Source organism: Erwinia sp. MYb416 (assembly GCF_037479575.1).
Lineage (GTDB): Bacteria > Pseudomonadota > Gammaproteobacteria > Enterobacterales > Enterobacteriaceae > Erwinia > Erwinia rhapontici.
The window spans coordinates 318,240-332,305 of the sequence record NZ_JBBGYT010000439.1 but is presented as its reverse complement, the minus strand read 5'-3'; the positions used below and the strand labels follow the sequence as shown (position 1 = coordinate 332,305).

The following is a 14,066-nucleotide window of genomic DNA, read 5'->3' as shown; positions in this document are numbered from 1 at the left end:
AGCCTGGTGAACAAGGCCTGCATTTTTTCTATTGAAGCAACCCGTGAGCAAATACTAATAACATAGTAAGGGTTATCTAATGCTCACATATTCAACATTCCAGGGGATCACCGCGCCCGCGATGAAATGGGCCGTGCTGGCTACGGCCATCCATTGTGCCTGTAGCTTCGCACAGACCACCACGGCACCTTCAGACAATAGCACGGATACTCAGGGTGAAATGACCGTCATTTCACCACGGGTGCCATTGCAGGCGGGCAGTAAAACCAGCGTCACGGTTGAGCAGATGCAGAGAAATGGGACCACCGATTTTGGTTCGGTGATGCGCTATCAGCCATTGATCAGCGCCACCGGCGTCAGTGGAGGGTCCAGCGCCGGTAAAAGCGGTTTTGACCGCAGCGGTTATACCGGTTTCAATATTCGCGGGCTGGAAAGTAACCGTGTCGGTCTTGATGTTGACGGTAGTCCGTTGCCAGATGCCACAGGTCGCAGTTACGTCAGCCGTGCCGGATTAAATACCTTCGGTATTGGTCGCGACTATATTGATCCTTATATGTATGGCCGTGTTGATATTCAGGCAGGTGCCTCTGCCGTTGAGCAGTCAAATACCAGTATTGGCGGTACGGTTTCTTTCCGTAATAAAAGTGCGGATGATTATCTGCGTCCGGATAAAGAGAGCTACTTTGGTTACCAGAGTGATTACGACTCCTCTAACCGTGGCTGGCACAATGGCATCACCGCTGCGGCAGGAGACAGTACCCTGCGCGGTGTGGTGGTGATCAGCCGCCGTGATGGGCAGGAAACCCGCAATAACAGCGGGACAGTCGATGCTTACCCGGCAAACTGGCATTCGACGGCGGTGATGATGTCGGGGATCTGGCAGCCAAACGATGAACACAAGTTCACCGCCACGCTGGATGACTATCATAAAACCAACCATACCCATTACGATACCTGGTCAAACGACAGCATCATTGGCGACACCCAACAGCAGAGCGATACGCGCCGCTGGGGGATTGCTCTGGGTGACGAGTACACGCCGGATAATGGGTGGGTCGACAGCCTGACCACGCGCCTGGATTATCAGCATACGGAAGCGCATGACACCAGCCTGATACCGTCAACCAGCAGCCAGAGCATTGTCTATTCCGACTACAACGTTGAAACATGGGGACTGGATACCCGCGTCACGAAAACGCTGGGCCGTCATGATCTCAGCGCCGGGCTGAATGCACGTATGACTGACAGCGAACGTCCGTTCCGTCAGTCTCCGGCCCCCAGTGTCTACAGCGTGATCATGCAGCCGCAGGCCGACAGCCGTACCTATATTCTCGGCGGATATCTCCAGGACAAAATCAATTTCGACGTGGAGGGCAGCAAGTTCGCCGTGATCCCGGCGGTGCGTCTGGCTTATCAAAACACCAGGCCGCAGAACCTCAGTAGCCTGACCACGGGCAGTACGGTGCTGACGGAGTCAGAGCTGGAAACGCTGTACGGCAAAGCCAACAGCGATAGCCAGGTTCTGCCCTCGCTGACCTTACAGTATGAGTTAACGCCGTCACTGCTGACTTACGTGCAGTACAAGCGCGGCGCGCAGTTCCCGAACGCCAGTCAGCTTTATGGTTCGTGGAACCTCGGATCGTCCTATGCCGGTACGGCGCAGTATGCGCTGATCGGCAATACCGATCTGGAAACCGAAACCAGTAACAACGTCGAGTGGGGCCTGAAGGGCAACGTGACTGAAGGCGTCAACTTCAGCGCGGCGATGTTCTATAACTCTTATAAGAACTTTATCGCCAATACCCGCTACACCCGATCGGGTAATCCGGAAAAATTCACCAACGTACCGTCAAATATTTACACCGTTTATCAGGCTGAGAACCGTGATAAAGCCTATATCTGGGGCGGTGAGATGAGTACCAAAGTGAACGTCGGCACCTGGTTTAACGCGCTCAATGGCCTGAGTACAACTCTGGCTGTGGGCTACAGCGAAGGGAAATCGAAGTCCAGCTACAGCGGCGATAGCTATGTTGATCTCGACAGCGTGGCACCGATGAAAGCGGTAGTGGGTATGGCCTGGGATGATCCTGCACAGCGTTATGGTGCGGCGGTCACCGCGACCTTTGTGAAAGGCAAAAAAGCCGAGTCCACCAGCCGTGAAAGCTATAGCAACACCGGGACCGCGCTGGCCAGTGGCAGCGATGACTACACCCGCATCCCGGGTTACGGCATGGTGGATATGACGGCGTACTGGCGTGTGGCGAAAAACATGAAGTTAAGCGGGGGCATCTATAACCTGACTGACCGCAAATACTGGGATTACCTCAGCAGCCGTCAGCTGACAAGCACCAGCACACAGGATGCGTATGAGCAGGCGCTGGCCGTCATGCCGGGCCGTACCTTCCAGTTGGGTGTCAATGTTGATTTCTGATAAAGCGATTGAGGCATAAAAAAACGGCGCAGCCTCATCAGGCTGCGCCGTTTTTATTGAGCGGTTACTCGCCTAAACGATAGCGTTCCAGCCAGTGCGCGTAAGGCGCAGGCAGTACCCAGGATGGGCGCTCAACGTTTAGTTTCTTCGCCAGATAGTACGGATAATGCGGGTTGGCGAGGTGTGCGCGACCAATCATCACCAGATCCATCTGCTGTTCGGCAATCACCCGCTCAGCCACGTCCGGCGCTTCAATGCCCCAGGATGATGCCACCGGTAAACCGGCTTCACGGCGCACGCGTTCTGCCACCGGTGCCAGGAAGGCCGATCCCCACGGGATCTCGGTTTCAGCAATCGTGAAGCCCACGCTGACATTCAGCAAATCCAGACCGCCATCACGCATCAGTCGCGTCAGTTCGATCGATTCCGCCAGCGTCTGCTCATCACGTCCGTCATATTCGATTACGCCAAAACGTGCCGTCAGCGGCAGATTTTCTGGCCATACTTCGCGAACAGCGGCCAGGGTTTCCAGCAGGAAGCGGCTGCGCCCGGCGAAGTCTCCGCCGTACTGGTCGTTACGCTGGTTAGCGTGGACTGAGAAGAAGCTCTGGGCCAGATAGCCGTGCGCGAAGTGCAGCTCCAGCCATTCAAAACCGGCATCCCGTGCACGACGTGCGGCCGCGACAAAATCGCTTTTCACCCGGGTAATATCATCCAGCGTCATGGCCTTCGGCACCTGTGGGAGATGGTGCCCAAAGGCGACTGCAGACGGAGCGAGGGTTGCCCAGCCACGACTGTCCCCGGCGGCGATATGATCATCACCTTCCCACGGACGGTTGGCGCTGGCTTTACGTCCTGCATGGCCGATCTGAATACCCGGCACGGCCCCGGCGGCTTTAATCGATGCGGCAATTTTTGCCATTCCTTCAGCCTGCTGATCATTCCACAGCCCGGTACATGCCGGAGTGATACGGCCTTCCGGTGACACCGCCGTGGCTTCGACAATGACCAGCCCGGCACCACCGCGCGCCAGCGCCGGGTAGTGCACCTGATGCCAGTCAGTGGTCAGGCCCTCTTCGGCGCTGTACTGACACATGGGTGGGATGGCGATGCGGTTACGTAACGTGACGTCTTTCAGTGTGAAAGGAGTAAACAGTGCAGACATAATCAACCTGTAAAGTGAGAAAATACGGGAAACAGTGCGCCACACTAAGGCACGTGATACGGCGGACGATAAGCTGTGAGTGCTGTATCAGTGGGTTAGCATCTTTAACAACAGTGTACGCAGCCAGCGATGCCCGGGATCGCGATGGCTGCGTTCATGCCAGACCACGCTTTTACTGAACCCGACGATCGTCAAAGGCGGCGCGAGCTGGATCAAACCGTGGGTATGAAGCGCCAGTCGCTGCGGTACAACGGCGATCAGATCGCTGCTGCGCAGGATCTCAGGCAGTACCAGAAAACTGTTCACTGCCAGCGTCACCCGACGCTCGCGACCCAATGTGGCCAGAGCCTCGTCAGTCACACCACGAAACTGTGTGCCGCTGTGTGACACCAGCGCATGGTCGAGTGCGCAGAAGCGGTCAAGTGAGAGCGCACCCGATGCTGCATCCGGATGCCCGGTGCGCAACAGGCAAACATACTGCTCCTCAAACAGCGGGTGGGCATGCAGGTCAGGTGGCGTGGTCTCCGGCGTGACCAGCGCCATATCCACCTCTCCTTGTGCCATCTGTGCGGCCAGCTGTTCGTTGACCACCGGCTGCACGCTGACCCGCACTCCCGGTGCCTGCTGGCGCAGCGCCGTAATAAACGGCACCACTACGGCACTGAGCGCGTAATCGGTGGCGGCAATCCGCAGCGACATCTGCGCACGGGCAGCATCGAAGACCTTCGGTTGCAGGAGCAGGCTGACTTCAGCCAGGATTTGCTTCACCGGAGCGGCCAGCTCCAGCGCACGCAGAGTCGGCGTAATGCCGTGACGGTTACGGATAAACAGCGGGTCGTTAAAACATTCGCGCAGCCGGGTCAGCATGCCACTGACGGCGGGTTGCGTCAGGGCCAGACGCTGAGCAGCACGTGTCACACTGCATTCATCCAGCAGGGCATCCAGGGTTTTCAGCAGGTTAAGATCAAGGGTTCGGAGATCGGCCATGGTGCAGACTCACTGATTAAGATATTAGAATATAGAATATCTTAAATAAAAAATGACGATTGGTTTTATGTCTCAGGCCGGTGCAGCATAGCGGTGAATTCAATCTTAATGAAGGCACTCCCGATGAACAGCATTAACTGGCCACAAGGCTATATTCCCGGTTTTAGCGATAACTTTGCCTCCAATGAAATGGTCATCACCGGGGTCAGCGTCGCCGCCCTGTGGGACAAGCTGACCGATACGGCGGCATGGCCGGATTACTACAGCAATGCCAGTGATATACATTTCCACGATGGCACTGGCCCACGACTGACGGATGGCGCACGCTTCCGCTTTACCACTTTTGGTTTCCTGGTCGAGGCCGAAGTGAACGAATTTGAGCCACCGCTGGCGGGCAGCGCAGGACGCATTGCCTGGCATGGCTGGTGCGGTGACGACAGCGAAAGCCGCCTGGATGTGCATCATGCCTGGCTGATTGAAGCGCTGCCGGGCGGCCGCGTCCGCTTGCTGACGCAGGAAACACAGAACGGTAAACCTGCCCGCGATCTGGCGTCTGCCCGCCCCAATCCGATGATCAATGGTCATCAGGCGTGGCTGGACGGCATGATTGCAGCAGCCCGCACCGCGCAGCAATAAGTTCACCTTATCAGGTAATAAGTAGAATGTTGCTGGAGGGAGAGTGAAAGTCTGCCAGGTTATTAACGTGTTTTTCCTCTTACCCTGACGTTAATAATAAAGGTACCCGCAATGAAACAGGACATTCTGATTATTCAGCCACTGATGCCGGAACTGAGCGAGGTTCTGCACCAGCACTATCACTGTCATCGTCTGTATGAACAGACGGACATGGCTGCCTTTCTTGAGGAACATGCAGGCAAGATCAAAGCGGTTGCCACCCGGGGAGATGTCGGATTGGCGGCTGATTTGATGGCTGCGCTGCCTGCGTTGGAACTGATCGCTGTTTTTGGTGTTGGCACCGATGGTATCGATCTGTCGGCTGCCCGCGATCGCGATATCACGGTGACCATCACCTCCGGCATTCTGACGGATGACGTGGCGGATCTGGCACTGGCGCTGATGCTTGGTGTGTCACGACAGATCGTGGCGCAGGATGCGTTTCTGCGCAGCGGGGCCTGGCAGGAACGCCCGCCGCAGTTGGGTTATAAGCTGTGCGGTAAACGCGTGGGGATTATGGGGCTGGGTAAGATTGGTGCCGCTATTGCCCGGCGCTGTGCGGGCTTTGATATGCAGGTCGGTTACTGCAACAGTCGCCAGAGCAGTGAGCCAGGATGGCAGCGTTTTGGCGATTTGCATCAGCTGGCGCAGTTCAGTGATTTCCTGGTGCTGGCCGTGCCGGGAGATGAACGTAATCGCAAGATGGTGGATGCGGATATCCTCAGCGCGCTGGGGAAAGAGGGCATTTTGATTAACGTTGCCCGTGGGGCGGTAGTGAATGAGGATGATCTGATCGAAGCACTACAAAATCATGCCATTCGCGGGGCAGGACTGGATGTGTTTGACAATGAACCGACGATTGATACACGTTTTGCGGCGCTGACCAACACGGTTCTGATGCCGCATATTGCCAGTGCAACGGTCGAGACGCGTCAGGCGATGGCACAAAATGTGGTGGATAATCTGGCGGGATGGTTTGCAGGGAAGGGGGCGGTCACGCCCGTGGAGTAGAAATATCCCCACAAAATAAGTCAGCGATTATTTGTAGTGGTCGACCTCTGAGGGATCCCCAGGCATTTTTTATCGCGGATAGTTTGGCTTCCGGTCTGAGGCCAGTTTGAGCACGCCGGATCGGCAACTGCCGCATCCCTGCGGGCCTCGGCACGCGGCGTCCCTGCCGCGTGACGTCCGGCTTACCTCAATCTGGCCCCATCCCCGCAAGAGAATGCTCGCTGTGGGTTTTAAAACAGCGACGACGTAACTGACTCTGCTGATTGATTTGGTTTTTTGACCTGGGTTTGGATTTTGACGTTGAGGCGGCATTCAGCAGCGCTGAGGAAGCACAGTGAACCAGGACGAACCGCCAGGACGGCGGTGAGAGGGAGAGCCGGCACAGGGATGTGCCGTCACGACCGCTCCGTCGGTGAACGACGCTTGCGAAGGCACCCGCTGAAAGCGGGCGATGCGCCTGCCGCAAGCCCGGATTCCAAAGGGCGGGGCGACTGCCGCCCTTTGGTCGCTCAGCCCGCGCAGCGGGAAAGCGAAACGCCCTTGACGTTGACGTTGACGTTGACGTTGACGTTGACGTTGACGTTGACGTTGACGTTGACGTTGACGTTGACGTTGACGTTGACGTTGACGTTGACGTTGACCTGGACAATCGTGCAGATCAGCAGAGCCTGCGACAGATCGCAAAAGCTTAATACTGCCCGTCAATCACTTCTACGCCCTTACCAGCCAGCCAGGGGTCGATCCACTCCCGCTCCAGCTCCCCGCGCTTCGCCAGTTCAAAATTGCGCTCATCAACAATCAGATAAGCCTGCGCGGCTTCCAGAATCTGCGCGGCATCTGCTTTGGGGATCACTATCACGCCATCGTGATCGCCGAGAATGATATCGCCCGGCGAGACATGAATATTCCCACAGGCAATCGGCACATTGATCTCACCAGGGCCATCTTTGAACGGCCCGCCGGGCGTGACGCCGGCAGCGTACAGGTGATAATCCATCTTGCTGATGCCCTCAATATCACGGATCGCGCCGTCCAGTACCAGTCCTTCAATATTGCGCTGGCGTGCCCAGGTGGTCATCACTTCCCCCATCAGCGCCTGGCTGCGATCGCCCTCGTTCGACACCACGATGACATCACCCGCACCTGCCATATCCATCGCTTTATGCAGCATCAGATTACAACCGGAACGGGCTTTGACCGTGACCGCCAGACCGCACATGGTGGAATGGGACGGATTGCTCATCAGCCGAATATCGCAGGCCAGTGCAGGCAGACGGCTCATGCAGTCTGCAACTACAGCCGCAGGCAGGGTGCGGAACGCCTCAACCCAGGGCGCGGCCTGTAAATCACGTTGTAAGAAAATACGGTTACCAACAGTCATAACAATCCTCGTTTAGTTCAGGCTGGCAACGGCAGCGGCAATCAGATCCGCGCCCTGTTGCAAGGCAGGTAAATCGGTAGCAATCGACAGGCGAAAATAAGGCGACAGGCCGTAAGCAGCCCCGGCCACCACCGCAACGCCAGCGGTATCCAGCAACCACAGCACCACGTCGTTATCCGTGGACAGACGTTGCCCTTCCGCCGTGGTTTTCCCCAGCAGCCCCCCGCAGTTGACGTAAAGATAAAAGGCGCCTTCCGGCAGACGGCAGCTCAGCCCGGGAATAGCATTCAGACGTGCGGCCATATCGTCACGGCGCTGGCGGTAAACCTCCAGGCTGTGGGTGATAAATTCGGTACCGCTGTTCAGCGCCGCCAGTGCCGCAGCCTGGCTGACGGAGCTGGCGTTGCTGGTGGACTGCGATTGCAGCGTGCCCATCGCCGCGATCAATGCTTTAGGCCCGGTGGCATAACCGATACGCCAGCCGGTCATAGCGTAGGTTTTCGACACGCCGTTGACGATTAGGGTACGGTCAGCAAGGCGCGGCTCCACCTCCAGCAGATGCACATTCGGCGCATTGTCATAGCGGATATGCTCGTAGATATCGTCGGTCATGATCGCCAGATGCGGGTAATCCAGCAGCACATCGGCCAGCGCGCGCAGCTCGGCACGCGTATAGCTGGCACCGCTCGGGTTGGAAGGGGAGTTAATCAGCAGCCAGCGGCAGCGGCTGGTAATCGACGCACGCAGATTTTCCGGCGTCAGTTTGAACCCGTCCTGCTCGCTACAGGTGACAATCACCGGGCGGCCGTCGCAGGCCAGCACCATATCCGGATAGGAAACCCAGAAAGGTGCCGGGATCAGCACTTCATCGCCGGTTTCCAGCGTAGCGGCAAAGGCGTTAAAAATGGCGCTCTTGGCCCCGTTGGTGACAATCACATCATCGGCATTTACCGTCAGGCGGTTCTCACGCAGGAACTTCTCTGCGATCGCCGCACGCAGTGCCGGGGTACCGTTATTCTGTGTATAGCGCGTTTCACCGCGCTCAATCGCGGCGCTGGCGGCCTGGCGGATCACCGCGGGCGTGTCAAAGTCCGGCTCACCCACCACCAGATTAACAATCGATTTTCCGGCACGTTTTAGCGCATTAGCGCGGTCGGAAGCGGTACTGCTCGGCGAGGGTTTAATGCGGGTAACGCGATTAGCAATATGGATGGCACTCATGGCAACACTCCGGTCGGTGGCGTAATAGCCTTAAGTTACGAACACCGGCGCGCTTCGGCTAAGAGGAGTTTGTTCTGATTCAAGAGCGAAAGCTTATGGATGGGGCAGAGCCATAAGCAAAAGCCATTTATTGGTGCAGCGCTGCATCACAGAACGGAGAAAAAGGATGTTAAAAAACGGTTAAAATAGCGATCTATCTCACTGTTTTACATATTAACTTTCTTGATGTGTCGGCGCTCACCCTTAGAGTGGTCTGGATCTTGCTATATTCCCCTTCACCCGATTGTTACCGCAGCGCAGTGCAGAAGAGGAAGGTCACGATGAATCTCAGGCGGCTCAAATACTTTATCAAAATTGTCGATGTCGGCAGTTTGACTCAGGCAGCTGATATTCTGCACATCGCGCAGCCTGCACTCAGCCAGCAGCTCGCATCGCTGGAAGGCGAAGTCAAACAGCAACTGCTGATCCGCACCAAACGCGGCGTCACGCCCACCGAGGCGGGCAATATTCTTTATGCGCACGCCCAGGCGATCCTGCGCCAGTGCGAACAGGCACAGAGTGCCATTGATGGTGCCGGGCAGGCACTGAGTGGGCAGGTGTCGGTCGGGCTGGCGCCCGGTACGGCGGCCTCGCTGCTGGCCCTGCCGCTGATGGAAGAAGTGCGTAAACAGCACCCGGGCATTTTGCTCTATTTTAATGAAAGCTTCGGCACCACCCTCAGTGAACTGATCATGAGCGGGCGTATGGATATGGCGGTGCTGTATGGCAACCGTCAGGTGCACGGGCTGGCGTTTATCCCGCTGATGAAAGAGGACCTGTATCTGGTGACGCCGCAGGCCACCGCCAGCTTTGGTAAAACCGTTACCCTGCAAGAGATTGCACATCTGGAGCTGTTCCTGCCGCGTCCTTACAACATTATGCGCAAACTGGTCGATGAAGCCTTCGTGCAGAAAAACCTCTCTTACAGCGTAAAATGTGAAATTGAGTCAGCTTCTACGCTGGCACTGGCGCTGGATAATAACCTCGGTGCCACTATTCTGCCGGAGTCCATTGCGCGCAACATGGTGGCACAGGCCCATGCACGCATGGCGAAGATTGTCGACCCGGGCATTCAGGCGCCACTCTCATTTTGTACCTCAGATCACCTGCCGCTTTCACAGCCTGCCGAGGCGGTGAAAAAAATCCTGCTGGCGCTGATGGCCGAACGCACCCAGGACAATCGCCCACTGACGCTGGTAGGGTAAGGTCATCTTCTGAAGGAGGCGGCGATACTCTGTAGGGGTCGATCATCTTTTTCGATCGACCCGTGCTGATGGTATGCACCTCATGCACGCAAAATCTTAAGAGTAATAAGTCTGTCTTATCCCCCTAAAGCGAAACCCTCTTACAGACTGGCAGAACGACCGGGCTACAGTGGCCTTATGTCGGGCTTTCCGTTGACGGATATGATGTTGAGGATGAGGAATGGATCCAGCAGGTCAGTTACAGGCACCGCAAATCAGCTGGCTGGGCACCCACGCGCTGCTGTTTGAAGCGCCGGGGGCACTTTCACTAGTGAACCAGCAGCGCATCTGGGCGCTGGCAGACTACAGCGCCAGGCTGAACAGTATTCGCGGCGTGGTTCCGGGGATGAACAACCTGATGCTGGTGTTCGGGCCACAGTGGTGCGGGGCCGAATCGCTGCCGGAACAGCTGCTGCGCCAGTGGGAGCGGGGGGAGAGTAAAACCTTCTCCGGGCGCATCATCGAACTGAACGTCATCTACGGTGGCGAACCGGGGCCGCATATCTGCGATGTGGCGGAACACACCGGTATGACGATTCAGGAAATCGTTCAGCGTCACAGCGAACCCCTCTATCCGGTTTATGCCCTCGGTAGCCATCCGGGTTACTGCTATCTCGGCAATATGGACCCGCAGATCGCCACGCCACGTCGCAGTACCCCGGTGCAGAGCATTCCCGGTGGTTCAGTGTCGATTGGCGGTGTGCAGACGGGCGTTTCCGCCTCCGCCGGACCGAGCGGCTGGAACACCATCGGCCGCACGGATTTTATCTTCTTTGATGCCCACGCTGAACCGCCGGTGCGTTTGCAGCCCGGTGACAGCATTCGTTTTCGCGTGGAAAAGGTGCTGGCATGATCGAAATTGAACGCACCACACCGCTCACCAGCGTGCAGGATAATGGTCGCTTCGGCGCGCTGCATTACGGCGTCGGTACGGCGGGGGTGATGGACCCTCTGGCGCTGCGCCTCGGTAATGCGCTGCTGGGTAATCACCCGGACGACGCAGTGATTGAAGTCCCGCTGTTTCCTTTCCGTGTCCGTTTTCATAGCGATGGCCTGTTTGCGCTCAGCGGCGGTGACAGCCAGGCCTCGCTGGACGGCAAGCCGGTTCCCGCATGGTGGGTGGCACACGCCCGCGCAGGCCAAGTGCTGACGCTCAATGCCTCGCGTTTTTCCGCCCGCAGCTATCTGCACCTGCCGGGTGGGGTGGATGTTCCCCGGGTGCTCGGTTCGCGCAGCACGCAGTTACGCGGTGAATTTGGCGGCTGGCAGGGACGCGGCCTCAGCGCAGGCGACCGGCTGAACGCCCGCACCCCTGACTATCGTGGTGCCTCTGACTTCGGTATTCCCTCACCACGACTGACGTTGCAAGCAGGCTCATTGCAGGTGCCGCACATCCGCGTGCTGCCCGCGGCCGAATACACCCGCTTCACGGCGGAATCTGTCCAGCGCTTTTGGCAGCAGTCGTGGCGTATCACACCGCAAAGCAACCGCTACGGCTACCGGTTGGAAGGCGAAGGGCTGGTGGCAAAAGTGCCGCTGGAGATGCGTTCTCACGGCATCATCCCTGGCGTTATCCAGGTCACCCATAGCGGCCAGCCGATTATTCAGATGCGTGATGCGCAACCCAGCGGAGGCTATCCGAAACTGGGGACGGTGATAGACGCCGACATGTGGCTGTTGGGACAGGTGCCGGTGGGCAGCCAGGTACGTTTTGTGGAAGTGGATCTGCTTCAGGCTCAGCAGGCACAGCAGGAGCAGGACCGCTGGCTGGATAACCTGTGTCATCAGATTGAACGTTACCGCCGCAGCGCGGGCTGACCCGATAAAAGGAGAACGAATGTTAGCATTTCGAGAGTTACAGGGCCTGGTCAATCAGATGCAGCGTAGCGGCCTGACCAGCCTGCAAATTAACAGCGCGGACTATGCCATTCGCATGACCTGTCAGCCGGGAAGTCAGCGGCCCGTCGCTGCCCCCGAACCGGTTGCTGCCATAACGGTGCCCGTCATGCCGGTTGGCGTCACGGCACCGATGCCGGGCCGCCTCTGGTTACAGGACCCGTTGAGCGGTAAAAACGTCGGCCCCGTTTCCGGGCCGGTGGAAGCAGGCTGTCTGTTGGCGCTGGTTCAGGCCGGGCCGCTTTGCCTGCCGGTCCGTGCGCCGCAGGACGGCATCCTGACTAGCATTGAGGCGACACAAGGTCAGGCAGTGGAGTACGCCCAGGCGCTGATGCAATTGCTGCCGCAGGAAAAACCACAGACAGAGGAACAGAGCCATGCGCAGCATCGATCTTAACGCCGATCTCGGCGAAGGCTTTGGCGACTACACCCTCGGGGATGATGCCGGACTGATGGCACTGATCAGCTCGGCGAACGTGGCCTGCGGATTTCATGCGGGCGACGCCACCATTATGGCTCGCAGCGTTGCGCTGGCGAAACAGCACGGTGTTGACCTGGGTGCCCACGTTGGTTTCCCGGATTTACAGGGGTTTGGTCGCCGCCGGATGCAGATCGATCCGGCCCGGCTTGCGCACGATGTCACCTATCAACTGGGGGCGTTATCCGGCTTTGCCCGTGCTGCCCACTATCCGCTGACGCACATGAGTTTTCACGGCGCACTGGGCAATATGGCGGCAGAAGAGGAGGCGCTGGCACGGCCGCTGTTACAGGCGGTACGGGCTTTTGATCCCGCGCTGATTATCAGCACCACGCCGGGCAATGCCGTTGAACGCTGCGCACGCGAGCTGGGGCTGCATGTCGCCTGCACCTTCCTTGCCGACCGGGCTTTTCAGGCCAATGGCCTGCTGGTGCCACGGGGGTCTCCGGGGGCCGTTATTCATGATGTGGAAGAGGTGAGCCGCCGGGTGATCGACCTGCTGACCTCCGGATCCATCACGGCCATCGACGGCACACGGCTGCCGATGAATGTGTCCTCCATTTTGTTGCACGGTGACACGCCGGGGGCGCTGGCACTGATTGCGCGTCTGCGCCGGGATATCCAGGCAAATGGCGGAGAAATCAGATCGCTGTCACAACAAAAAGCCCGTTAAGCCCGGTTATAAGAGTGGCTTATTGCCACAAAGGCTTTACCTCTTACCCCCTGGTAAGCCCAGGGGGATAGAGTCAAAACACCAGAAGAATAACAGGAGTGCATTATGCCTTTTTCAGATTACAAAACGGCCCTGGTCACCGGCGCATCCGCCGGCATGGGGGAAGCCATCGTCGAGCGCCTGTGCAAAGAGGGCATTGTGGTGCATGCGCTGGCACGCCGCAGTGATGAGCTGGAGCGCCTGGCCGCCCGGACCGGTTGTATTCCCCACGTAGTGGATGTTGCGGATGTTAACGCACTGACCGAGGTCTGCCGCGACCTGCCGATCGATATTCTGGTCAACAACGCCGGTGTTTCACATCCTGGCTCCATTCTTAGTGCCGAAGAACAGCATGTAGACACCCAGGTGGATGTGAACCTGCGTGCGGTGCTGCATCTCTGCCGCCTGCTGGTGCCGGGCATGATGGAGCGCGACTGCGGGCATGTGATCAACATTACGTCGATTGCGGCGATCTACAACTTCGGTGGCAACTCGATTTACCACGCCACCAAAGCGGGTGTGCATGCGCTCTCGCGTCAGCTGCGCGTCGACTGTTATGGCAAACGTGTGCGTATCACCGAAATCTGTCCTGGCCGGGTGGCGACCGATATCTTCGGTAACGTGTCCGGTGATAAAGAGGGGGCGCGCCGTCAGTTTATCGACGGCTTCGAACTGCCGCAGGCCAAAGATATCGCCGATACCGTTGCCTTCGCGCTGGCCGCCCCGGTGGCGGTGAATATCGGTCATATCGAGATCACGCCGACGCTCCAGGTGCCGGGTGGGTTGTCAACCATGCGTCCTGGTGATGCCATCCGCTGACAAGCCG

General features: G+C 57.9%; 13 protein-coding genes. 9 read left to right on the top strand and 4 right to left on the bottom strand.

Going from position 1 to position 14,066, the window contains the following annotated elements:
• The first annotated feature begins 79 nt into the window (after window positions 1-79).
• Window positions 80-2,431: a TonB-dependent receptor domain-containing protein gene (locus WH277_RS20360; RefSeq protein ID WP_167863659.1), complete on the top strand. Its 2,352-nt coding sequence runs from the start codon at window positions 80-82 to the stop codon at window positions 2,429-2,431.
• Between the two features lie 64 nt (window positions 2,432-2,495).
• On the opposite strand, the gene WH277_RS20355 is transcribed toward WH277_RS20360, so the two are convergent.
• Complete coding sequence (locus tag WH277_RS20355) at window positions 2,496-3,596, bottom strand: NADH:flavin oxidoreductase/NADH oxidase (RefSeq protein WP_133841575.1); 1,101 nt, start codon at window positions 3,594-3,596, stop codon at window positions 2,496-2,498.
• A gap of 87 nt (window positions 3,597-3,683) precedes the next feature.
• Complete coding sequence (locus tag WH277_RS20350; RefSeq protein WP_339506674.1) at window positions 3,684-4,583, bottom strand: LysR family transcriptional regulator; 900 nt, start codon at window positions 4,581-4,583, stop codon at window positions 3,684-3,686.
• Window positions 4,584-4,706: 123 nt separating this feature from the next.
• Between WH277_RS20350 and WH277_RS20345 the strand changes: the two genes are divergently transcribed.
• Both WH277_RS20345 and WH277_RS20340 read left to right on the top strand, forming a co-directional pair.
• On the top strand, window positions 4,707-5,219 hold the full coding sequence (locus WH277_RS20345) for an SRPBCC domain-containing protein (RefSeq protein WP_133841577.1): 513 nt from the start codon (window positions 4,707-4,709) through the stop codon (window positions 5,217-5,219).
• Window positions 5,220-5,330: 111 nt separating this feature from the next.
• On the top strand, window positions 5,331-6,269 hold the full coding sequence (locus WH277_RS20340; protein WP_133841578.1) for a 2-hydroxyacid dehydrogenase: 939 nt from the start codon (window positions 5,331-5,333) through the stop codon (window positions 6,267-6,269).
• 688 nt (window positions 6,270-6,957) lie between these two features.
• Here the strand turns inward: WH277_RS20340 and WH277_RS20335 are convergent.
• Together WH277_RS20335 and WH277_RS20330 are read right to left on the bottom strand one after the other, a co-directional pair.
• A complete protein-coding gene (locus WH277_RS20335; RefSeq protein WP_133841579.1) occupies window positions 6,958-7,650 on the bottom strand; it encodes an RraA family protein in 693 nt (230 codons plus the stop codon).
• A 12-nt stretch (window positions 7,651-7,662) separates the two neighbouring features.
• The gene (locus WH277_RS20330; RefSeq protein WP_167863662.1) at window positions 7,663-8,871 is read right to left on the bottom strand and encodes an aspartate transaminase; all 1,209 of its coding nucleotides are present in this window, start codon (window positions 8,869-8,871) and stop codon (window positions 7,663-7,665) included.
• Window positions 8,872-9,191: 320 nt separating this feature from the next.
• Here WH277_RS20330 and nac point away from each other — a divergent pair, with 320 nt between their 5' ends.
• The 6 genes from nac to WH277_RS20300 all read left to right on the top strand — a co-directional run bounded on the left by nac (window position 9,192) and on the right by WH277_RS20300 (window position 14,059).
• Entirely contained in the window at window positions 9,192-10,115 is a 924-nt protein-coding gene (nac, locus tag WH277_RS20325; RefSeq protein WP_171149156.1) for a nitrogen assimilation transcriptional regulator NAC, read from the top strand.
• A 220-nt stretch (window positions 10,116-10,335) separates the two neighbouring features.
• On the top strand, window positions 10,336-11,007 hold the full coding sequence (pxpB, locus tag WH277_RS20320; protein ID WP_133841582.1) for a 5-oxoprolinase subunit PxpB: 672 nt from the start codon (window positions 10,336-10,338) through the stop codon (window positions 11,005-11,007).
• Entirely contained in the window at window positions 11,004-11,972 is a 969-nt protein-coding gene (locus tag WH277_RS20315) for a 5-oxoprolinase subunit C family protein (protein ID WP_171149158.1), read from the top strand. Before pxpB ends, WH277_RS20315 begins: the two co-directional genes overlap by 4 nt.
• A 19-nt stretch (window positions 11,973-11,991) precedes the next feature.
• Window positions 11,992-12,447: an acetyl-CoA carboxylase biotin carboxyl carrier protein gene (locus WH277_RS20310; protein ID WP_339506669.1), complete on the top strand. Its 456-nt coding sequence runs from the start codon at window positions 11,992-11,994 to the stop codon at window positions 12,445-12,447.
• Window positions 12,428-13,201, top strand: a complete 774-nt coding sequence (locus tag WH277_RS20305; RefSeq protein ID WP_133841585.1) for a LamB/YcsF family protein — start codon at window positions 12,428-12,430, stop codon at window positions 13,199-13,201. The genes WH277_RS20310 and WH277_RS20305 overlap by 20 nt, the downstream gene beginning before the upstream one ends.
• A gap of 105 nt (window positions 13,202-13,306) precedes the next feature.
• Window positions 13,307-14,059 carry an SDR family oxidoreductase gene (locus WH277_RS20300; protein WP_133841586.1) on the top strand — a complete coding sequence of 251 codons (753 nt, stop codon included), beginning with the start codon at window positions 13,307-13,309 and terminating at the stop codon, window positions 14,057-14,059.
• The last annotated feature ends 7 nt before the right edge of the window (window positions 14,060-14,066 follow it).

What these genes read in the sequence shown, in the direction of transcription:
- WH277_RS20360 (WP_167863659.1), top strand. Translation starts at nt 80, where the DNA reads ATGCTCACATATTCAACATTCCAGGGGATCACCGCGCCCGCGATGAAA.
- WH277_RS20355 (WP_133841575.1), bottom strand. Translation starts at nt 3,596, where the DNA reads ATGTCTGCACTGTTTACTCCTTTCACACTGAAAGACGTCACGTTACGT.
- WH277_RS20350 (WP_339506674.1), bottom strand. Translation starts at nt 4,583, where the DNA reads ATGGCCGATCTCCGAACCCTTGATCTTAACCTGCTGAAAACCCTGGAT.
- WH277_RS20345 (WP_133841577.1), top strand. Translation starts at nt 4,707, where the DNA reads ATGAACAGCATTAACTGGCCACAAGGCTATATTCCCGGTTTTAGCGAT.
- WH277_RS20340 (WP_133841578.1), top strand. Translation starts at nt 5,331, where the DNA reads ATGAAACAGGACATTCTGATTATTCAGCCACTGATGCCGGAACTGAGC.
- WH277_RS20335 (WP_133841579.1), bottom strand. Translation starts at nt 7,650, where the DNA reads ATGACTGTTGGTAACCGTATTTTCTTACAACGTGATTTACAGGCCGCG.
- WH277_RS20330 (WP_167863662.1), bottom strand. Translation starts at nt 8,871, where the DNA reads ATGAGTGCCATCCATATTGCTAATCGCGTTACCCGCATTAAACCCTCG.
- nac (WP_171149156.1), top strand. Translation starts at nt 9,192, where the DNA reads ATGAATCTCAGGCGGCTCAAATACTTTATCAAAATTGTCGATGTCGGC.
- pxpB (WP_133841582.1), top strand. Translation starts at nt 10,336, where the DNA reads ATGGATCCAGCAGGTCAGTTACAGGCACCGCAAATCAGCTGGCTGGGC.
- WH277_RS20315 (WP_171149158.1), top strand. Translation starts at nt 11,004, where the DNA reads ATGATCGAAATTGAACGCACCACACCGCTCACCAGCGTGCAGGATAAT.
- WH277_RS20310 (WP_339506669.1), top strand. Translation starts at nt 11,992, where the DNA reads ATGTTAGCATTTCGAGAGTTACAGGGCCTGGTCAATCAGATGCAGCGT.
- WH277_RS20305 (WP_133841585.1), top strand. Translation starts at nt 12,428, where the DNA reads ATGCGCAGCATCGATCTTAACGCCGATCTCGGCGAAGGCTTTGGCGAC.
- WH277_RS20300 (WP_133841586.1), top strand. Translation starts at nt 13,307, where the DNA reads ATGCCTTTTTCAGATTACAAAACGGCCCTGGTCACCGGCGCATCCGCC.